Here is a 19,716-nt window from a genome sequence, read left to right on the forward strand (position 1 = left end):
AAATAAAAAATCAAAAATGAAAAACACATATTAAAAATTTAAAAATTTTTAATTTTTGCTTTTTAATTTTTACTCTTATGCCCGTTTTTGAATACACAGGGATTAATCAACAACGTAAGAAAGCTTCCGGTATCATTGAGGCCGAGAGTGACAAAGCGGCCCGGATGAAGCTTAGAAAAATGGGAATTTTTCCGCAGATTTTGACTCTTGAAGGTGGGGCCAAGAAAAAATTCTCTCTAAATACCAACGTTGATTTCAGTAAATGGGGAAATCGAATCAAAGTTCAGGATATTGCTAGCATGACAAGACAGATGGCAACCCTTGTCAATGCGGGAATTCCGCTGGTGGATTCTTTGACAGCTCTTGTCGAGCAGGTTGAAAACCCAAAACTCAGAAAAGTTCTGACTCAGATCAAAGAAAAAGTGACGGAAGGTCAAAAACTTTCCGACGCGATGCGTGCCCATCCCAAAATTTTTACCGATCTCTATGTTAACATGGTGAACGCCGGTGAAAACAGCGGCGCGCTGGATGTTGTGTTGATCAGGCTCGCCGATTTTACGGAAGGTCAGGCACGCCTCAAAAGCAAAGTAATCGGAGCGATGATTTATCCCGCCATCATGTCGATTGTCGGTGTTGCTTTGATGATTATGCTCGTTGTGTTTGTGGTTCCTCAAATCACGCAGATTTTTTTGGATGTCAAAGCAACCCTTCCCCTGCCGACGCGTATTTTGATGTTTGTCAGCAATGCGCTGACCACGGGCTGGATTGTGTTTTTGCTTTTACTCCTGTTTGGCTTGAGTGGGTTCCTGTTAAAAAAATGGTTCAAGACTCCAAAGGGACGGGAATTTTTGGATAAATGGATGCTAAAGTTGCCGTTGTTTGGAAAATTAAACCGGATGATTGCTATTTCCCGTTTTGCGAGAACGCTCTCGACTCTCTTAAATAGCGGCGTTCCTCTTTTAAATGCCCTCGACATTGTGAGTCATATTGTGACGAACACAGTTATACGCCGCGCTATTGAAGAAACAAAGAAAAGCGTACAAGAAGGAGCTTCCGTTTCAGATCCTTTAAAAAGAAGCGGACAATTTCCTCCGATTGTAACGCACATGATTGCCATCGGAGAAAAAACGGGGGATATGGAAAAAATGTTGGAGCGCGTCGCGGAAGCTTACGACACGCAGGTGGACAACACTGTTTCCACTTTGACAACACTTTTGGAGCCGATCATGATTTTAGTTATGGCAGGGGTGGTCTCTTTTATAGTAATGTCCATCCTGTTGCCAATTTTACAATTGAACCAACTAGGAGGATAAAAAGATCAAAAATAAAAAAGCAAAAAGCAAAAATAAAAAATATAAATAAAAAAATAAGGATTTTTGGTTTTTAATATGTGTTTTTGATTTTTTATTTTTAATTTAAAAAAAAAGGGGGGGGGAGATATGAAGAGATTACTTGGAGCCAATAGAGGTATGACACTCATTGAAATCATGGTGGTCATTACCATTTTGGGATTGATCGCCGCCATGGTGACCGTCAACGTGATGGGGCGTTTGGAAAAAGCAAAGGCGGATACCGCCAGAACACAGATCAAATCGATCGAACAAGCTATGGAACAATATCGTTTGGACAGTGGCAATTATCCTACCACAGAACAGGGACTCAAAGCCCTTGTCGAAGCTCCCGCGGATTCAAAACGTTTTCAACCGGGTGGTTATCTGAAGGGGGGCAAGGTTCCTCTTGACCCTTGGAGACATGATTTTTCCTACGTCAGCCCGGGCACCCAGGGACATCCGTATGAAATCACCTCAAGCGGTCCCGATGGCCAAGAGGGAACGGATGATGACATCAAGAGCTCGGAAGAGTAGGGGACGGACCATGGACAATGGACTATGGACCAAAAACAAAAAAAAAGAGTGTAGTTAGTCCATGGTCCATAGTCCATGGTCCACGGTCCATGGACTATGGTCCACGGTCTTCTTCTGGATTTACCCTCATTGAACTGATGGTAACTCTTGTGATCGTGGGGCTTATTATGGGCCTTGCGATAGGGCAAGTGGGTAAAACACTTGCTTGGGATTTTAAATCAACCACGCGGCGACTGTCTTCCACCATCCGTTATCTTTATAACAAATCTGCCACCGAAGGGGTGACTCTGCGACTTGTTTTTGATCTCGATGAACCAAGTTTCTGGGTGGAAGGAACTTCTGACAGTTTTACATTAACGAGAGAAGAGGAAGAGGCATTTCAGAAAAAGAAGACAGAAGACAGAGGACAGAAAACAGAAGAAACAGAGAAAAAAGAAACCACATTTAGCCCTCAGGAATCTTCGTTAACAAAACCCTACAATCTTCCCAAAGGAGTTTATTTTAAAGATATTTATGCTGAGCACCAAATTGCTCCTGTTGATTCGGGCAAAGCGTATATTTATTTTTTCCCTCAAGGGTATGTAGAGCGTTCCGTGATTAACTTGCGAGATAAAGATGATGAAGTTCATTATGGATTAAAGGTAAATCCAATTTCGGGGGTAAGCAAAATCGAGGCAGATTATATTCAGGCGGAGGTGGAAAGATGATGGGGAAGGACTATGGACAAGGGACAATGGACAAAGGACCAAAAACAAAAAAAAGAGGTGTAGTCAGTCCATGGTCCATGGTCCATAGTCCCTTGTCCCCAAAAGGATTTTCCCTTCTTGAAGTCATGGTTGCACTTGCCATTTTGGCTGTAGCGCTTTTGGCTCTCGTTAATTTTCAGGGGCAATCCATGATAATTTATGGGCGCGCCGAAAAACTAAGTCTTGCCACTTTTTTGGCCAGAGAAAAAATGGCCGATATTTTATTGCAACTCGACAAGGAACAATTTCAGCAGGGAAGTTTTCCGGAGGATAAAAGCGAAAACGGTGTTTTTGAAAAACCATATGAAGCATACAAATGGGAATATAAAATGCGCAAGGTGGAGATCCCCGCGCCGGAAGGATCCAGTGCCCAGCAAGATCCTATGATAGCTATCGTGCATGTGGTGACGGATCAAATCAAGGAAATGGTTCGTGAAGTTAAATTGACCGTTTCATGGGAAGAATTGGGGAAGGAGCAGAGCTTTGATATTGTCACGCATATTTCTAAACTGTAGAAGAAAACAGAAGTCAGATGACGGAAGTCAGAAAAATAGGAGTCAGAAAAATGATTTTCTGTCTTCTGTCTTCTGTCGTCTGTCTTCTGGATTCACACTCATTGAAGTGCTCGTCTCCGTATCTTTGGTCTCTGTTATTATGCTGATGATCTGGCAGACGACGGCGCAGACCATCAATGCGAGACAGAGAATCGACAAGCGAAACGAGGTTTATCATAACGCCCGTGTGTCAGCCGAAAAAATGGTGCAGGACATTTCAATGGCTTTTTTGCTGGCCAATACGCCTGCAGAGCAGGGTCAGCGTCAAGGCTCTCCCCAAATTAAAACAGCCTTCAAGGGAGATTCCGAGACTCTGCAATTCTCGTCTTTGGCGCATTTGCGGCTTTTTAAAAATGCGCGGGAGTCGGATAGTTGCAATATCGGTTACAAACTGGAGTCCGATCCGGACAATCGCGATTTGCTGATTTTGATGCGCCGCGAATCAAAATGGCTCACCGATAAACCCGATGAAGGGGGAATATGGATTCCCCTTGCGGAAAAAGTGAAGAAAATAAAATTTGAATATTATGATGGCAGAAAATACGAATGGCAAAGCAGTTGGAACACCGAAAGTGATACAATGTCCAGACTTCCTCGCGCCGTGAAAGTGACATTCGATTTTGAAAATCCCGACAACAAGGATGAGGATATTTCATTGGCCACGGTGGCTTGGATTGGAATGTACAGCAATGCGATTGATTTCTAGAAAAGGACCATAGACTATGGACAATGGACAAAAGACTAAAAAATGGTCCATGGTCCATGGTCCATGGTCCATAGTCCACAGTCCATGGTCTATAGTCCATGGTCCACAGTCCAAAAGAGGCATTGCCCTGCTTTTGGTGTTGGGTGCTATTGTCATGCTCACCATGCTGGCAGTTGCGTTTGCCTATGATTCCCAGATTGAATACCATCAGTCGATTCGCCAAAAAGAACGCTTGCAGGCTTATTATCTGGCCAGCTCCGCCTACAATTTGGTTCGTCTTGAATTGAAAATCGGGAATTCCATTCAATCGCAAATTAATGCCAGCGCCGCTTCTGCCGGCATGCAACTGCCCATGGATCTTTCAAATCCCCTTTGCAAACAGTTTCCGATGAAAACGGCCCTCTTCAGACTCTTTTTGTCCGGTGAGAGTCCCGAAGAACCGAAAAAGGAAGGCGAAGAAGGAGAAGAAAAAACCCCCAAAGAAAAAGAGGAAGCATCCCAAATGATGGCCGGATTTGCGCTTGCCGGTGTGGAAGAATTTTTGAAATTTGAGGGAGATTTTGACGGAGAATGCACCGATGAAAATTCCAAGATTGATTTAAATTATATTTATTCGCAAGATCCCCTCAAAAAAGAATTGCAGGGTGAAAATGGTTATGATGCCTACAAACATTTTTTGATGAGTGTGCTTTCACAAAGTGCTGATCTTTTTAAAAATGAGGATTTGAAAATTGTTGATGTGGTGAGAAATATCGCCGATTGGGTTGATTCCAATGAAGTGGTCAATGATTTTGGCGGGTCTGAAGCGGGTAGTGAAGATTCGATTTATCGCAACCGTCTTCCGGGCCAGATGGCGACTAAAAATGGGAAATTTTCCCTTCCGGCCGATATTTTTTTGGTGGAAGGAGTGCGTGATAGCTGGTGGGGTGCTGTGTCCGATCTTTTTACAATTTATGGGGCGACAAGTTCTGCCGGAAAACCACAAATAAATGCTTGCCGCGCCCCAAACGAGGTCGTCAAGTCTTTGATCTTAAGATATACTGAGACCCGCACGGATTTGCCGCCGATTAAACCGACGGACGAAGAAATTTTGGATCAGCTTGTTCAGGCTGTTAAAGAAGGATGTACGGGGGCTGTGCCGGATAAAAACAAAATCGCCCAGTCTTTGGACGCAAAATTGTTGGAGGTCCTGAAAGCGGCGCCGGCCCCGCAGACGCCGTCTCCTGCGGGGACGGGGGGATATGCACCGCAACCTTTGGTTTTTGCCGACTGGATTGCAACACAGAGCCGTTTTTTTAGTTTGAAATTGACAGGACAAGTGAACGATACCGTGATAAAAATCAATACGGTGATTGATCTGGGACAAGGCGGGGGATCCGATACAACAAAGTGGAAAACGCTTTATTGGAAAGTGGAGTAATGAAAGGACTATGGACCATGGACAATAGACTACAGACCGGAAACAAAAAGCAGTTGGTCCATAGACCATGGTCCATAGTCCATGGTCTGTTATAAATTTTATGCCTCAAACAATTATTGGTATTGATATTGGGACCTATTCGATCAAGATTGCCAAGATCGAACGCTCGTTTAAAAGTTTTGAGTTTGTCAATTTTTTTGAACGCAAAATCCAATACAATGAAATTTTAAAACCGGAAGAGTCGATTTCCGTCACACTTCAAGGGATGATCGACGACTTTGGCATCAAATGGGATCAGGTCATTTGCGGTTATCCCGGCCAGAAAGTTTCTTCACGCGTGGTGACGCTTCCTTTCGGAAGTCTCAAAAAAATTGACCAGACTCTTGAGTTTGAGTTGGAAGCCTATATCCCCTTCGACCTCACAAATCTCATCGTTGATTATTATGTTTTGACGAGTTCCAAAGAATCGTCTGATGTTTTAACTCTCTATACACTCCGCGATGAGTTTGCGCGGTGGTTTAACATGTTGCAAAACTGCCGTGTTGATCCCAAAATAATTACAGTCGAAGAGGTGGAATATTTGAATCTTGTCTCCCTTGGCATGGTGCCGCCGGAGGGACCTTACGCCATTCTTGATATCGGACACACCAAAACCAATTTGGTGTTGTGTAAGGGGAAAAAACTTTCTTTTGTGCGTTCTGTTTCGGTTGCGGGAAAACAGATTACCGAAACAATCCAGAAAAAACTGAACGTTCCCCATGAAGAAGCCGAACGCATGAAAATTGAGATGGGTGGCATTCCCCAAGAGGGAGATGTGCTCGATGATTTGTCCCGTCAAGTCGGGGAGGCGATGAAGGAAGCGATAGACGAATTGATTTTAAATATTCGTCAGGCATTTTTTGCTTTTCAGAACAAGGAAGGCGTGGCTGTTGAGGGAATCTATCTTTGCGGCGGCACGTCCCGCATTCCAACACTCGATCGCTATCTTTCAATGCGTTTAAAGCAGAATGTGACCTACATTGATTGCACCTCTTTTCATTTCAGCAAACTGGGAAAAATAGCCACACACCGGGCCATGATGACGCAAGGTCTGGCTCTGGCATTGCGTGGTGTTGCGGCGGGCGGCATGCCCTCCATTAATTTTCGCATCGGAGATTTTGCGTACAAGGGGGACGTTGAAAAGCTGGGAGGAACACTTCGCCATGTAGGAATTGCGGTCGGCCTGATTTTTTTTCTGGGACTCACCCATTTTAGCGTGAAATATTATCTTCTCTCCAAACATCTCAATGCGTTGAACAGTCGCGTGACGGGTATGGTACAGAAAGTGCTTACCACCGCGACAAAAAAACAACTCTCTTCGCCCGGAGCGGCGCTTAAATTTTTGCAAAGCGATGAGGCGCGTATTCAGGATCGGGCTTCAAAATTATCGGACATCAAGGGACTTCCGGTTTTGGATGTTATCAAGGAAATCTCATCAAAGATTCCCGGCAGAAAAGATATCCAGCTTGATGTGGAAGATCTCAATATCAAGGGAGATAAGATGAGTCTGGCCGGCAGGGTTGATTCGTTTATCGCGGTTGATAAAATAAAGGCGGCTCTTGAGGCGTCTCCATATTTCAAAAAAGTGACTCCGGGCAATGTTGGAAAGGGCATCAAAGAGGGAGAAGTGAAGTTTGAAATGACAATGGAGTTATCTCCCAAAGAGGAAAAACCATAAAAATGGCGATCAATCTACAACATTTTCGGCGATTCAATTTTGAGGCTCTCTATAATACTTTTTTGGGTTTGCAACCGCGTGAACAGATCTATGCGTTGATCGGTGCAGGGGTTGCTGTTTTGTTCATTCTGGGTTTGCCGCTTTCTCTGGCTTCAAGCAAACTGGGAAGTCTTGAAACGCAGATTACACAAGGTCAGGACAAAGAGAGACAAATCGTTCGTGAGTTGGAGCGGTATCAGCAATTACAGCAACAACTCAAAGCAACCGAATCACAAATTACCAAGGGCTTTGATTCCACGATTACAACGACGATGGAAACTCTTGCCGACAAAAGCGGAATTAAAGACCGGATTGAAAATATCAAAGAGAGGGGCTCCACCCCTTCTGAATTATTTGATGAAGTTTCTGTGGATGTGCGCATCACCCGTGTGACGGTGCCTCAGTTGATCGATTATCTTTATAATATCGAACATCATCCCCAGCTCTTTTTGAAAGTCAAACAGATCCAGATCAAAAGACGTTTCGACAACAAACAACTCTTCGATGTCTCTTTTCAGGCAGGTACTTATCGTCTGCAAGGAGCGGGTGGATAAGGGAAGATGCAAAAACCAAAATGCAAAAATCAAAAATCAAGATTGCAATGCAAAATTTAAAATTTTGATTTGCAATTTTTGATTTTTAAATTTTGATTTTTTAATTATGCCACGGGGTCTTAAATATATTTTCTACGTCGGTCTGTTTATTTTTAGTTTTATTTTTCTGACGTATTGGATGTTTCCGATGGATGCAGTCAAGGGGCGCATTATCGGGTCGATCGAAAAAGCGCTGGGGCCGGGTTATGTGGTGCAGATAGAAGATATCGGTACGTATTGGTTTAGCGGGGCGCGTCTCAAAAATCTCAAAATCAGCCATTTAAAACAGGGAAAAGAGGATAAGGTGTTGGAAGCCGAACGCATGACAGCCCGCGCCGGACTTTTTTCGCTTTTGTTTGGGGGGCCCAGAATCAGTTTCGATCTGAGAATGGGAAAAATGGAAGTGGAAGGATCTCTGCATAATTCCGATCAGGGATGGGAGCTCGTTTGCTCTCTTTACAATGTTGACGTGAGCCAGATTCCTTTGTTTCAGCAGAAGATCGGATTGCAACTTTCTTCTTCTGTCGATGGCGATATCCGAATTAACTACGATGCCAAACAACCTTTGAGAACGACCGGCGAAATAGAACTGACGTTCGACAAACTTTTTCTGAAGGGAGGGGACCTGCCTTTGGGTGAAATGGGGACGTTCCCCCTTCCCGATCTTTCGTTGGCCGACAAAGGCTCCCAGATAAAAGGGGCCATTGACAGGGGAGCCATCAATTTGGAGTCATTGCGTTTCAAGGGAGAAGATCTCAATCTGGACCTCTCCGGAAAGATTTTTTTGAGCCCGACCTTGGACCGGTATCGCATGAATCTTCAGGGTAAAATTCAGTTTTCTCCCAAAGTTTGGAAATCGGTTGATCCGATTCTTCCCGAGAAGTGGCTTGTCGAATTGAGAAAACAGAAAACACCCGATGATACTTTTCCATTAAGCATCTCCGGTCAGTTCTCAGCCCCGCAAGTTTATTCCGGTACAATGCCCGTTGTCCCTTTCAAGCCGTTTTAAAATCTACGGAAATATTTTCTACTATTGAAACCGAATGATAAGTTTTGTAGGTCTTCCTTCGTGGACAAAAAAACTCGAACATGGCTGGAAACCGCCCAAAATGATATTGAATTTGCGGGGCAGATTTTAGTCAATAAACAACGCCCTTTTTATGCCCTCCATTTTTGTCATCAAGCCATTGAAAAAATTTTGAAAGCCGCCATACAACATCAGACGGATACAATTCCTCCGCGAACACACAGTCTTGAAAAACTGCTTCGTCTTGCAAAAAAAGAGCTTCCCCCTGAAATGCTGGAAACTCTTCTAAATCTTTCTCCTCATTATTTAAGTACAAAATACCTAGAAGATGTAGCTGAAATGCAACAACAATATTCCGAAAAATTTGTTCAATCTCTTTTAAAACCAACACGGGAGCTATTTCAATGGGTCAAAAAAAACTGACTGATCTAGATTCAGTCATCGATATTTTTGTTGCCGAATTGAAGAAGCGGGGCATTCACCCTCAAGAAGTGCTTTTGTATGGCTCGTATGCAAAAGGGACAGCCGATGAATGGAGCGACATTGATATGGTAGTGATTTCCAAAGATTTCGAATCCATCCCCCCCATTGAAAGGCCGGCAATCCTCTCTCATGCGGCGTGGCCGACACAACAAACTGTTGAGGCGTTGGGATACACTCCAAAAGAAATCGCCAAAAATGGGAAAGACAGTATTCTTTGGGAAGAAATCGAAAAAAACCACAGAGTTTTGTACAAGGCGGCCTAAGAAGCTCTGAAAAATTTATCCTCGTGTAACTTCTTCTCAAAGATACCCTCTTTTTTTCCGTGTCAGACAAGTCAAAGAGTGTTAAGCCTTGCCGCATGTCTCAGAATCTTCAAGGTCTTTATACCATCGCCGATAATCAATTTCGGCCGGACAAATCTCATGTGCAATTGGCGGAAGCCTTTTTGCGAGGCGGCGCCAAAATTGTTCAATTGAGAATGAAGAAGGACCATGGACTATGGACCATGGACTGTGGACCAGAAACAATTGCTAGGAATATAATGATGCTGAAAAAAAAATATGATTTTACATTTATCGTGAATGATTTTGTTGACGTGGCTCTGGAGGTTGGGGCCGACGGGATTCATGTGGGAGCGAATGATATGCCTGTTCAAGAGGTGCGTCGAAAAGTGGGCTCCAAAATGTTGATCGGATATTCTTCGCATTCTTTGGCAGAGGCTTTGGTCGCTGAAAAAGCGGGCGCCGATTACGTTGCCTTTGGCGCCATTTTCCCAACCAAAACAAAAGGTCCCGGGCACCCCGTGCAAAGTCTCGAAAAATTGCGAAAAGTGGTCGAAACTTTGAAAGTGCCCGTCGTGGCCATCGGCGGAATCGGCCGCAAAAATTTCAATCAAGTTCTGGAAACAGGCGTTGCTTCTGTCGCAATGATCACCGCACTTACAGGAGCCCCAGACATCGCTGAAGTAACCCGATATTTTGCAAAAAGGACCATCATAGACTATGGACCAAGGACTATGGACTAAACGCCTTTTTATTTTTGGTCCATAGTCCTTGGTCTATTGTCCGTGGTCTTTTTTATGAAACACGTTCTTGTTATTGCAGGGTCTGATCCTTCCGGTGGCGCGGGTGTGCAGGCCGATTTGACCACCCTCAAAGATTTCGGCGTTCCCTCTATTTTTGCTATCACTGCATTGACCGCGCAAAATGATCAGCGCGTTTTGCAAATCCATCCAACTCCGGCCGATATTTTAACCCAGCAACTATCGGCGGCCTGTGATGGGCGTTTCGTTGGTGCCGTCAAGATTGGTATGGTGGCGGAAGGTTCCATTGTCATGGCTCTTGTCTGGTTTTTGAACGCAAGACACTTTCCCAATATTGTCATCGACCCGATTTTGCATTCTTCAAGCGGCACACCGCTTTTGGAAAAGAGGGCCTACACTCATTTACGCCAACAACTTCTTCCGCTGGCGACTGTAATTACGCCGAATCTCGAGGAAGCGGGAACCTTTGCGGGATTGAATATCTATAATGAAGAGACGCAAATCAAGGCGGCCAAGCGGATTTATGATGATGTCAAAATATTGCGCGCGGGACGTTTCCCTGAAAAACCATTGGCAATTATTGTGAAGGGGGGACATCTGGAAGGAGAAGCGATTGATGTTTTTTACGATGGAAAAGATGTGAAAGTTTTTCGCGCCGCCAGAATTCCGGGCCCATCTCCCAGAGGAACCGGTTGCCGCTTTTCTTCCGCTATCGCCGCAGGCCTTTCAAAAGGTTCCTCTTTGCCCGATGCCGTCAAAGCCGCAAAAGACTACCTCACCCAATACATCCAGCAACATATGAAAACTGCATTTGTTCCGCGATAGGAATTGAGACGGCGTTTAGATCGAAGAATTGACATAATTCGAAATTGGTATATAATACATACCAATTATGAATCAAGTCGATAAACTCAAAACATTATCTCCTTTAAGCTATTTTGATAAAAACGCCTTTTTGCAGGTGATGGAACTCTCCGAAAACAGTCTCTATGCGGATGTCAAACGGTGGCTGAAGAAAGGCCTGATTGTTCAGCTTAAAAAGGGTTTTTACGTCACGGGCGCATACTATGAAAAAACAGCAAGTGTGGAGGCTTATCCTGAATTTATCGCCAATAAACTTTGCGAGCCTTCCTATCTAAGCACCGAATATGTGCTTCAGAAGCATGGTGTACTTACGGAGGCCGTCTATGCTTTTACTTCCGTGACGTTGAAAACGAAGAGATCCTTTGCAAACAAGCTGGGGCGGTTTATTTATCAAAATATCAAGGAAGGGTTATTTGACGGTTATGAAATTCTGGATAAAAACGGTTTTCAGATAAAAATGGCGGTGAAACCCAAGGCCTTGTTTGATTATCTTTACCTGAAATTATTCAGGACGGTATTTTTTGACGAAAAACTTATCGAATCGTTGAGGTTGAATCTGGATTCCTTTTCCAGAAAGGATTTTTCCGAGTTTGCGGGATATTGTGAAAAAACGGAAATCGCAAAGTTTCTGGAACTCCCCAAGCTTTTGAGGAGTCAAGGTGGCAAACGATAGCCCTTTGGCTATCGGCAAACGCCGCGACAGCTATTCGGACATGCTTGGGAAAAGGATTTCCGCTGAGGAAGTAAAAAGAGAACTGGACAAAAAGGTGAAAAATCTTGACCGGTTTTCGAACGATTATACAGCGGATATTGAACCGCTCGTAAAGAATCCGGAGTCAGTGAAACTCTATATCCATAATTATGCGGAAGAATACCGCCGCAACCCTCTTGAAACGCCGGTTTAAATTTTCTTCAGATATTCTTTTCTTAGTTGTCTGGCGAGAGATGTTGGTGTCGCTTCTTTTCTCCACACCCCCAGCACTTCATAAACTGGCATGACTTCGCTGGTGGAACCGGTCAGGAAAATTTCCTCTGCGTTTTGAATCATTTCGGTGGTGATGTGATCTTCTTTGTGCGGAATTTTTTGCTCCTTCAAAATTTCCAAAACCATTTCGCGTGTGATGCCCGGCAAAAGTCCGTCTGACAAGGGTGCGGTGACTACTTCACCTTCTGATACAATAAAAAAATTCGTCCGGTTTCCTTCAACCCAATATCCTTTTTCATTTCTAAGAATTGTTTCATAGACACCGTCCTTTGCAGCCTGAGTTCTGGCCAGCATTTTGGTGATGTAACTTGTTGATTTGATGCCGGCGGTAGCGATGGGATCATTTGTGAAAGTGATGAGAAGTTCCACTTTGACTCCGGTTTCAAAAAATTTCGGATTGATTGTGATGGGACTTGCAAAAATGGTGATATTGGAAGAAGCGCCAACCGTGCTCACCGTAATGCGGATCGCCGCTTCACTTAAGCCGTTGGCTTTGATGACATCCATCAATCCCTTCGCAAATTCTTTTTCTGAAAAGGGTAGGGGAATATTTAATTTTTCGCAATTAGATCGAAGACGAAAATAATGTCTCTCCATAAACGCCGGTTTCCCCGCATAAGTTTTAAGCGTTTCAAAAACTCCTTCGCCATAAAGATAAGCCCGATCAAAAAGAGAAATGCGAGCCTCATTTTCCTCCACCAATTGTCCATTGATCCAAACTTGCATACATCACAATTAACCACTTCCCCCCGCATAAGCAATCAAGATTTTCTCTCCGCCTCTAATTGCGCTGACGCAAGTGCGTGCGTGTTTAAGGGGACGTGGGTTGTTTTTGCGGGGAGGAGGCGTTTCTGTTTCTGCGCCTTCCCTCCGGCTTCTCCTCCCGAAATTTTGGCAGATTCCGAGAATGAATTTAGAAGATTTCCTTCGTCATCTTCTAAATTCAGGAATCTGTCAAAATTTCACTCGTCGTACGCCTCCGGTCAAAACGGCGCTTTACGAAACAGAAACGCCTCCTCCCCGCAAAAACAATCACATAGGGGTCAAAGGGGTGGGCGCAAGTAGTTCTTGGGGTTTATCTATTTGACTCCGCAAAGTCTAACGACTTTGCTGCGCGGACTGGCAAAGCCAGCCTTTGCTGGCGATAGGCGGATTTGTCAAGACCCAGCTTTGCTGGGTTGCGAAGCAAACTCGAAGAGTTTGCGGAGTATAACCGACCCGTCGGGAACCGCGGCCCCAAGAACTGCTGGCGCTCACCCCTTTGCATATGGGGCGGAGGAGGTTTTGCGTTGACACTCCTGACTGGCTTTGGTCTATGGGGCTTGGATTTCCCGTGTATGTTAAAGTTCTTTTTTCCCATCTTTGCGGCTCTTCTTTTTTTGTCGTCGTGTGGATACACCACTTCTATTTCTGATGCGGGGAATTCTTCTACGCCTATTCAAAATATTTCACCGCCTGCCCCTTCTGTCTTGGATGCTTCATCGTCTCCCGCTTTGAGTGTGGTTTCTGTAAGCATCGCGAAGAATTCCCCCCTGATTGTGGAAGCGAATCATTCGGTACAACTTGGACTTGATGTGCTTTTGTCCGATGAAAGAAAAATTAATAATGCTTATCGTGGAACGGATGATTTTCCCGATTCTATTTTATGGTTTTCACAAAATAGTTCGGTGACAATGATTTCTCAATCGGGAACGTTGCAGGCTTTGACAACCGGTCAGACAACGATCCGCGCTTCTATGTTAAATCAGTCCGCTTTTCTCGATGTGATTGTTGTGCCGGAAATTATTTCGTTGACCCAACTGATTTTTCATCAAAATGCGATCAATGTAGTTGGTCCCAACAATTTTCAAACTACTTTGGATGCCGTTTTTTCAAATGGTTCTCTTGTGACAAATTCTTTTCCCGATTCACTTCGTTCTTCTCTCCTGTGTGATCTCCATTTTTCCTCTTCGAATGCAAACGTCGCTGTAGTGACGCAGTCTGGACTTGTCACGCCCTTGAATAATGGTTCCGCGCAAATCGGTGTGCAGTGCGGTCTTGTCAGTCATTTTATTTCCGTGAATATTTCCGGAATTTCTCCGCCGCAAATTGTGCCCGCTCCCGAAGTGCTTCAGTCCATTACCTTTATTTCGGATGCTTCTCCGTGGCTGGTGGGGGAGACCAAAACTCTTTCGTGCGATTTGCAATTTGATTCCGGTTTGGTTCACGCGGTTTCAAATGATTTTATAACACCTCTGGGAAATCGGGGGATATTGAGTTGGAGCAGTTCCGATGCGTCGCTTGTTTCTATTCAGCAGGGCATTGCTACTTTAAGAGGTTATGGAAGTGTGACCCTCACCGCTTCGTTTCAGGGACTTTCTTCCCCTCTTCAAAAATTTATTAAAATGCAAAGAACAACTCCCAATCCGTCGTCCGAGGCGTTTGTCGGTTCGGATGATGTGGCGACAATCACGTATGGAATCAACTCCGGTTATGGGGCTAATCTTTTTCCAAACATTATTTATGGGCCTCCACGTATAAATGGAACCAACGTTGTTTCTTTGGGAGGTGGCGGAAAAATTCTTATTGAGTTCAGAGGATATCGTCCTGTGGATGGTCCGGGTTCCGATTTCACTATTTTCGAAAATCCGATTTTTGATTCTTCTTATTATGGTCTCTTCGCAGAGCGCGCCCAAGTTTCTGTGAGTCAGGATGGAGTTCATTTTTATACTTATCCTTGCAATGCTTTTGATTCCCAGCATATTTATGCCGGTTGCGCTGGAACGCATGTTGTGAATGCCACAGCCAATCCGTTGGACCCAAATGTTTCCGGCGGCGATTCTTATGATTTGGAAGAAACGGGTTTTAGTTCGGTTCGTTTTATAAAAATTCAGGATAGGAATACATGTGTGCCGGGAGATCCAACTTACACGACAAGCGCTACAGACGGTTCCCCGCTTTGCACCACCAGTGGAGAACAGGGTTTTGATTTGGACGCGATTTCAATTATTAACGGAAACAGTGAATACTGACTATGGACCATAGACCATAGACTAAAAACTTAATTAGGAAAGAAACTGGTCCATAGTCCATAGTCCATGGTCCATAGTCCATAGTCCTTTCCAAGGAGGAGTTTATGACAAGAATTGTTTTAGCCGCAGGTTGTGCCGCAGATCCGGTAACACCCAGAGAACCCCAACCCCATGAAGTGTTGCAAGACAAGGGATTCCCCGCATTGAAAAAAGTTTTCGAAGCGTATGTTGATGGAGATGTTCAAACATTAATTCCGGGTCAGGATGGCGAAACCCTTTTTGTGGTCCGGTCTCGTACCACGGACCAAGGTAATAATGAGTCAAACTATACGACCGATTTGGTTGGAGTTCCTATCAACAGAAATCCGTCGCCATCAACAGCGGAACCCGATTTTCCTTTCAGCCTTTCTCTTTCCGATGATTCGAAGCGTTTTTATTCTTGGGGAGCGGTGGGGCCCTACATCGGTGTTATGTACACCGGGAGTAACGGACTGCATGGCGGCGTTTCTTTTATCGATCCCAAAAAAGGAAGTAATCAAGTTCCTCTCGACTGTCCCATTCTGGATGCGGACACATCAACTCCCACTGCTATTTTGGCGGGGGCGCAAATCTATTATGTTTTGGGAAAAAATGATCTGACGCACTCCACTGCGGGTGCACTTGGAAAATTTGATAGTAGCAAATTAACCAACTGCCAATTTGATGTTTTAAAAAGACTCCCTCTTGCAAACCCCGCGGCACTTGCTTTTGCGGGCGGTTATTTGCTGATTGGAGATGCCGGAAATCCTTGGGCACCTCAAAGTTTGGGAAATGGACGTTTGCTTTATTTGGATCCGGCAAATTATCAGATCAAAAGTGATGTAAGAAATATTCCGGACGGTTTTGCACTGAATGGTCCCGCTCCAGTGAGTGGGGATGGAACTGTTTTATTCACGGGCAATTCGGCGGAAGGTAACTCTTTGACATTGGCGGGTGCGCAATCTGACGTGAAACGCGTTCGCATTGCCAAAGTCACCAATCAATATGTTTCCGGAGGCACTTTTGTGGGTTCCAGCCGTTTTGTTATTTATAATGCACAAAATGTGATGACTGATGACACAACCCAACAGAGACAAAAAGTAACGGAATCCTATGTTGCCAATACGCAAACGGGAGAACCCGTTCTTTTGCAAAGAGCCGCTTCATTCTACGCCGTTCCGTTTGTTCAAGTTGGGGCTCACACGTATTGCCAAGGCGCTGTTGGCGCCGCATTAGATGAAACAGGTGGTGATCGGACACTGGTTACTTGTTGGGAAGAAATTTCAGATAAGTGAGAAGCGAGCAGAGCGAGCGAGAGGGGGAGGCTCCAACGGCTTTGCCGTTGGAGGGGGCGACGTGAGCCCCTATGATAGAGATTGAAGGATACCGCCTGCTTTGGCGAGGGTCTCTTCATATTCCTGCAGGGGATCAGAATCGATAACAATGCCACCGCCTGCGTGAAAGTAGGCGGTGGCATCTTTCAGAATGAGCGTGCGTATCGCGATGTTGAAGTGGGCCGTGTTTGCAGGACCAATATATCCGATCGATCCGGTATAGATTCCCCGCTTCACGGGTTCCAGTTCTTCAATAATTTGCATCGAGCGAATTTTTGGTGCGCCCGTGATGGAACCTCCGGGCGAACAAGCGGCGAGGCAATCAATAATATTCAAATCTTCCCGTTTTTTTCCGGTGATCGTGGATAAAAGATGATGCACTTGCGCAAAACTTTCCACAGCGCGAAGTTGCGGCACCTCCACCGTTCCCGGTTTGCAAATTTTTCCGAAATCGTTTCGTTCCAGATCAGTAATCATCAGCAGTTCCGCTTTATCTTTGTGACTCTCTTCCAGTTCTGTGCGGAGTCGGCGGTCTTCGTCGGGCGTTGCACCGCGTTTTCTGGTGCCTTTGATTGGGCGCGTAAGAAGAGTTCCATCTTCTTTGGCGTGCAGAAAACATTCGGGAGAAGAAGAGAGAATCTGGAAGAGACCCGTGTTGATGTAGGCGGCATAAGGTGCCGGCGAGGCGTTCCTTAATTTTAAATATTGCTCCCACGGTGAGAGACTAACCGAAGCCATAAAGCGCTGGGAGAGATTGACCTGATAACAATCTCCGGCTTTCAAATAATTCAACACCTTTTCCACCGCGTGCAAATAATTTTCTACACTCTTGCTGTCATTACCGCGGAGCTTGTCCCTGTAGGTAGTAGGCAGGGAGCGGGAATCCAGTGGATCCCTGCCTTCGCAGGGATGACAATTTTCGGATATGTCCTCTTTTATTTTCCGATTGCGAATAATTTGTTCTGCCAATCTTTCCGCTTTTTCTTGTGACTCCAATGATGCAATCCACGCCGTTTTCTCCAGATGATCGTAACCTACCACCGTGTCGTAAAATCCAAACCAACTATCGGGAAGCGAAAGATATTCTTTGCCGGAGGCGGTATCGATATTTTCAAGAGAGGCTCCCCATTCATAACCCAGAAAACCAACGAGTCCGCCGCAAAACGGAAAGTAGGGATCAAACGGAAGATTTAAAATTTTTTCCTGATACCACTCCTGAAGCGCGCTGACGGGAGAGGTAATAGTGGTATGCCCTTCCCGCGTGATAAACCCTCCGCTGGATTCAAACTGTGTTTGCGGGTTGAAACCCCAAAAAGAAAATCGCCCTTGCTTGTGGTGAATCAGTGAAGAATCGAGAAAAAAACTGCCGGAGGTTCCTGCACAAGGAGCGAAATCATTTGCCGCGTCACTGTAAGGAATATCTACCGTGAAGGGTGGGGGGGACATCTGGACAAGCCTTAAAATGGATTGAGGCTCCAAGTCAAGTTTTTGGTTGTTTCGGCAGTCAACCCATGCCAGAAAGTAGCGGCACCATTCTGGTCATTTATGCGTGAACACGAACATTATATGGAGGAGGCACTCAAGGAGGCTTTGTCCGCGGCTTCCATGGGAGAAGTGCCGATCGGCGCCGTGGCGGTGATGGAGGGTGAGGTGATAGCCCGCGTTCACAATATGCGCGAGACAACCCAAGACCCGCTGGGTCATGCCGAGATACTGTTGCTTAAAAAATTGATCGGTTCTCAGGTAAGCTGGCGTCTGGAGGGTGTAACGGTTTACGTGACGTGCGAACCGTGTCTCATGTGTATGGGTGCCTTCATTCACGCCCGCATCCCACGCGTGGTTTTCGGTTGTATGGAACCCAAAATGGGGGCGTGCGGTTCTCTTTATGATTTCAGCACCGACAAAAGACTGCATCATAAGATTGAAATTTTTCCTCATGTATTGCATGAAAAGTGCGCCGGCGTGCTAAAGGGATTTTTTAAAAATTTACGCAAAGGTGTTGAAGTTGAGGGCATCTCTAAAAACCTATGAAAACCACAATTTGTCATTCTGAGCCCTTCGCTTTGTCATTCTGAGCGAAGCGAAGAATCTGCTCGGGCTCAGGGTAAACTCCGCGAAGAATCCACTTTGTTATCAAGCAGATCCTTCACGGAGTTTACACTGAGCGTAGCGAATGTGTTCAGGATGACAAGCGGGGTTTTTAGAGATGTCCTTGAAATGAAAATTTAATTTTGTTCGTTTTCCCGGAGAGGTACGAAAGTGGCTGAACCGGCACGCTTGGAAAGCGTGTAACCCGAAAGGGTTCGTGGGTTCGAATCCCACCCTCTCCGCCAAAATGTCGCAAACACGATACACCAAAACCAGACCAGCCAACAACTCCTTCACCGAGTTCATGCTTTACAAAACACCTGACGGGCAAGTGAAAGTTGAGATTTATTTGCGGGATGAAAACATTTGGCTCACACAGGGTAAAATAGCCCAATTATTTAGCGTGCAAAGACCTGCCATTACCAAACATCTGAAAAACATTTTTGAAAGCATGGAATTACAGGAAGAGTCAGTTAGTTCCATTTTGGAACATACTGCCGATGACGGTAAAACCTACAAGACCAAGTTTTATAATCTCGATGCCATTATTGCCGTGGGATATCGTGTCAACTCCAAGAAGGCCACCCACTTTCGGATATGGGCAACGCAAATCCTCAAAGAGTATATCATCAAAGGATTTGCCATGAATGATGAGCGACTGAAAGATCCGAGGCAAATTTTTGGTAAAGACTATTTTGAAGAGCAACTTGCCAGAATTCGTGATATTCGCTCCAGCGAGCGGCGATTTTATCAGAAGATCACTGACATTTATGCCCAATGCAGTGCCGACTATGATCCAAACGAGGAAATCACAAAACAATTTTTCGCTACCGTACAAAATAAATTGCACTTCGCCATCACCGGCCAAACAGCGGCGGAGATTATTCATTCACGCGCGGACAGCGAAAAGTCTAATATGGGCCTGACCACATGGAAGAATGCTTCCAAGGGTCCAATCCGAAAAACAGATGTGGGCATCGCCAAGAATTATTTGAATGAAAAAGAACTGGATCACCTCAACCATATTGTCACGATGTATCTGGATTTTGCAGAGTTACAAGCAAATGCCGGACGGGTTATGGTCATGCAAGATTGGGTCAAAAAACTCGATGCCTTTTTGCAATTTAATGAGCGAGAAATACTGAAAAATTCAGGGAAAGTATCTCATGAGGTTGCCTCGGCGCTGGCTGAAAGAGAATTTGAAAAGTTTTCAAGAGTACAGGA

At 45.0% G+C, this 19,716-nt stretch carries 21 protein-coding genes and 1 tRNA gene; 20 read left to right on the forward strand and 2 right to left on the reverse strand.

Going from position 1 to position 19,716, the window contains the following annotated elements:
• Positions 1–77: 77 nt before the first annotated feature.
• The 15 genes from gspF (at position 78) to HY877_01525 (ending at position 11,961) form a co-directional block, all read left to right on the forward strand.
• Entirely contained in the window at positions 78–1,313 is a 1,236-nt protein-coding gene (gspF, locus tag HY877_01455) for a type II secretion system inner membrane protein GspF (GenBank protein ID MBI5298949.1), read from the forward strand.
• Positions 1,314–1,439: 126 nt separating this feature from the next.
• Positions 1,440–1,865 (forward strand): type II secretion system major pseudopilin GspG, encoded by a 426-nt coding sequence (gspG, locus tag HY877_01460; GenBank protein ID MBI5298950.1) that lies wholly within the window; start codon positions 1,440–1,442, stop codon positions 1,863–1,865.
• Between the two features lie 17 nt (positions 1,866–1,882).
• Entirely contained in the window at positions 1,883–2,572 is a 690-nt protein-coding gene (locus HY877_01465; GenBank protein ID MBI5298951.1) for a prepilin-type N-terminal cleavage/methylation domain-containing protein, read from the forward strand.
• Positions 2,573–2,598: 26 nt separating this feature from the next.
• Positions 2,599–3,126 (forward strand): prepilin-type N-terminal cleavage/methylation domain-containing protein, encoded by a 528-nt coding sequence (locus HY877_01470; protein MBI5298952.1) that lies wholly within the window; start codon positions 2,599–2,601, stop codon positions 3,124–3,126.
• Positions 3,101–3,871, forward strand: coding sequence for a prepilin-type N-terminal cleavage/methylation domain-containing protein (locus tag HY877_01475; protein ID MBI5298953.1), 771 nt, complete (start codon positions 3,101–3,103; stop codon positions 3,869–3,871). Before HY877_01470 ends, HY877_01475 begins: the two co-directional genes overlap by 26 nt.
• 16 nt (positions 3,872–3,887) lie before the next feature.
• On the forward strand, positions 3,888–5,291 hold the full coding sequence (locus HY877_01480) for a general secretion pathway protein GspK (GenBank protein MBI5298954.1): 1,404 nt from the start codon (positions 3,888–3,890) through the stop codon (positions 5,289–5,291).
• Between the two features lie 100 nt (positions 5,292–5,391).
• Complete coding sequence (pilM, locus tag HY877_01485; GenBank protein MBI5298955.1) at positions 5,392–7,008, forward strand: pilus assembly protein PilM; 1,617 nt, start codon at positions 5,392–5,394, stop codon at positions 7,006–7,008.
• Between the two features lie 2 nt (positions 7,009–7,010).
• A complete protein-coding gene (locus tag HY877_01490) occupies positions 7,011–7,601 on the forward strand; it encodes a hypothetical protein (protein ID MBI5298956.1) in 591 nt (196 codons plus the stop codon).
• Between the two features lie 106 nt (positions 7,602–7,707).
• Positions 7,708–8,649, forward strand: coding sequence for a type II secretion system protein GspN (gspN, locus tag HY877_01495; protein ID MBI5298957.1), 942 nt, complete (start codon positions 7,708–7,710; stop codon positions 8,647–8,649).
• Positions 8,650–8,709: 60 nt separating this feature from the next.
• Positions 8,710–9,090, forward strand: coding sequence for a HEPN domain-containing protein (locus HY877_01500; protein ID MBI5298958.1), 381 nt, complete (start codon positions 8,710–8,712; stop codon positions 9,088–9,090).
• Positions 9,072–9,413 carry a nucleotidyltransferase domain-containing protein gene (locus HY877_01505; GenBank protein ID MBI5298959.1) on the forward strand — a complete coding sequence of 114 codons (342 nt, stop codon included), beginning with the start codon at positions 9,072–9,074 and terminating at the stop codon, positions 9,411–9,413. Before HY877_01500 ends, HY877_01505 begins: the two co-directional genes overlap by 19 nt.
• A gap of 95 nt (positions 9,414–9,508) precedes the next feature.
• Positions 9,509–10,174, forward strand: a complete 666-nt coding sequence (thiE, locus tag HY877_01510; GenBank protein MBI5298960.1) for a thiamine phosphate synthase — start codon at positions 9,509–9,511, stop codon at positions 10,172–10,174.
• Positions 10,175–10,228: 54 nt separating this feature from the next.
• Positions 10,229–11,017: a bifunctional hydroxymethylpyrimidine kinase/phosphomethylpyrimidine kinase gene (gene thiD, locus HY877_01515; protein ID MBI5298961.1), complete on the forward strand. Its 789-nt coding sequence runs from the start codon at positions 10,229–10,231 to the stop codon at positions 11,015–11,017.
• Positions 11,018–11,084: 67 nt separating this feature from the next.
• Positions 11,085–11,729 (forward strand): hypothetical protein, encoded by a 645-nt coding sequence (locus HY877_01520; GenBank protein MBI5298962.1) that lies wholly within the window; start codon positions 11,085–11,087, stop codon positions 11,727–11,729.
• Positions 11,716–11,961: a hypothetical protein gene (locus tag HY877_01525; protein ID MBI5298963.1), complete on the forward strand. Its 246-nt coding sequence runs from the start codon at positions 11,716–11,718 to the stop codon at positions 11,959–11,961. The genes HY877_01520 and HY877_01525 overlap by 14 nt, the downstream gene beginning before the upstream one ends.
• Here the strand turns inward: HY877_01525 and HY877_01530 are convergent.
• A complete protein-coding gene (locus HY877_01530) occupies positions 11,958–12,767 on the reverse strand; it encodes an aminotransferase class IV (protein MBI5298964.1) in 810 nt (269 codons plus the stop codon). The two genes, HY877_01525 and HY877_01530, sit on opposite strands and share 4 nt — an antisense overlap.
• Before the next feature lie 611 nt (positions 12,768–13,378).
• Between HY877_01530 and HY877_01535 the strand changes: the two genes are divergently transcribed.
• Together HY877_01535 and HY877_01540 are read left to right on the forward strand one after the other, a co-directional pair.
• A complete protein-coding gene (locus HY877_01535; GenBank protein ID MBI5298965.1) occupies positions 13,379–15,052 on the forward strand; it encodes a hypothetical protein in 1,674 nt (557 codons plus the stop codon).
• A 104-nt stretch (positions 15,053–15,156) separates the two neighbouring features.
• Complete coding sequence (locus tag HY877_01540; GenBank protein ID MBI5298966.1) at positions 15,157–16,365, forward strand: hypothetical protein; 1,209 nt, start codon at positions 15,157–15,159, stop codon at positions 16,363–16,365.
• A gap of 69 nt (positions 16,366–16,434) precedes the next feature.
• Here HY877_01540 and pabB read toward each other — a convergent pair whose 3' ends face one another.
• Entirely contained in the window at positions 16,435–17,850 is a 1,416-nt protein-coding gene (pabB, locus tag HY877_01545; protein ID MBI5298967.1) for an aminodeoxychorismate synthase component I, read from the reverse strand.
• Positions 17,851–17,949: 99 nt separating this feature from the next.
• Here pabB and HY877_01550 point away from each other — a divergent pair, with 99 nt between their 5' ends.
• The 3 genes from HY877_01550 to HY877_01560 form a co-directional block, all read left to right on the forward strand.
• On the forward strand, positions 17,950–18,435 hold the full coding sequence (locus tag HY877_01550; protein ID MBI5298968.1) for a nucleoside deaminase: 486 nt from the start codon (positions 17,950–17,952) through the stop codon (positions 18,433–18,435).
• Between the two features lie 214 nt (positions 18,436–18,649).
• Positions 18,650–18,737 (forward strand) — tRNA-Ser (locus HY877_01555).
• Between the two features lie 2 nt (positions 18,738–18,739).
• Positions 18,740–19,716 (forward strand): virulence RhuM family protein (locus HY877_01560; GenBank protein MBI5298969.1); only part of this gene is annotated, 977 nt, incomplete at its 3' end.

It is taken from the genome of Deltaproteobacteria bacterium (assembly GCA_016213065.1).
In the GTDB taxonomy this organism is placed as follows: domain Bacteria; phylum UBA10199; class UBA10199; order SPLOWO2-01-44-7; family SPLOWO2-01-44-7; genus JACRBV01.

Excerpts from the sequence above, each read along its gene's own strand:
- gspF (MBI5298949.1), top strand. The coding sequence starts at position 78 with ATGCCCGTTTTTGAATACACAGGGATTAATCAACAACGTAAGAAAGCT.
- gspG (MBI5298950.1), top strand. The coding sequence starts at position 1,440 with ATGAAGAGATTACTTGGAGCCAATAGAGGTATGACACTCATTGAAATC.
- HY877_01465 (MBI5298951.1), top strand. The coding sequence starts at position 1,883 with ATGGACTATGGACCAAAAACAAAAAAAAAGAGTGTAGTTAGTCCATGG.
- HY877_01470 (MBI5298952.1), top strand. The coding sequence starts at position 2,599 with ATGGACAAAGGACCAAAAACAAAAAAAAGAGGTGTAGTCAGTCCATGG.
- HY877_01480 (MBI5298954.1), top strand. The coding sequence starts at position 3,888 with ATGGACAATGGACAAAAGACTAAAAAATGGTCCATGGTCCATGGTCCA.
- pilM (MBI5298955.1), top strand. The coding sequence starts at position 5,392 with ATGCCTCAAACAATTATTGGTATTGATATTGGGACCTATTCGATCAAG.
- HY877_01490 (MBI5298956.1), top strand. The coding sequence starts at position 7,011 with ATGGCGATCAATCTACAACATTTTCGGCGATTCAATTTTGAGGCTCTC.
- gspN (MBI5298957.1), top strand. The coding sequence starts at position 7,708 with ATGCCACGGGGTCTTAAATATATTTTCTACGTCGGTCTGTTTATTTTT.
- HY877_01505 (MBI5298959.1), top strand. The coding sequence starts at position 9,072 with ATGGGTCAAAAAAAACTGACTGATCTAGATTCAGTCATCGATATTTTT.
- thiE (MBI5298960.1), top strand. The coding sequence starts at position 9,509 with ATGTCTCAGAATCTTCAAGGTCTTTATACCATCGCCGATAATCAATTT.
- thiD (MBI5298961.1), top strand. The coding sequence starts at position 10,229 with ATGAAACACGTTCTTGTTATTGCAGGGTCTGATCCTTCCGGTGGCGCG.
- HY877_01520 (MBI5298962.1), top strand. The coding sequence starts at position 11,085 with ATGAATCAAGTCGATAAACTCAAAACATTATCTCCTTTAAGCTATTTT.
- HY877_01530 (MBI5298964.1), bottom strand. The coding sequence starts at position 12,767 with ATGCAAGTTTGGATCAATGGACAATTGGTGGAGGAAAATGAGGCTCGC.
- HY877_01535 (MBI5298965.1), top strand. The coding sequence starts at position 13,379 with ATGTTAAAGTTCTTTTTTCCCATCTTTGCGGCTCTTCTTTTTTTGTCG.
- HY877_01540 (MBI5298966.1), top strand. The coding sequence starts at position 15,157 with ATGACAAGAATTGTTTTAGCCGCAGGTTGTGCCGCAGATCCGGTAACA.
- pabB (MBI5298967.1), bottom strand. The coding sequence starts at position 17,850 with ATGTCCCCCCCACCCTTCACGGTAGATATTCCTTACAGTGACGCGGCA.
- HY877_01550 (MBI5298968.1), top strand. The coding sequence starts at position 17,950 with ATGCGTGAACACGAACATTATATGGAGGAGGCACTCAAGGAGGCTTTG.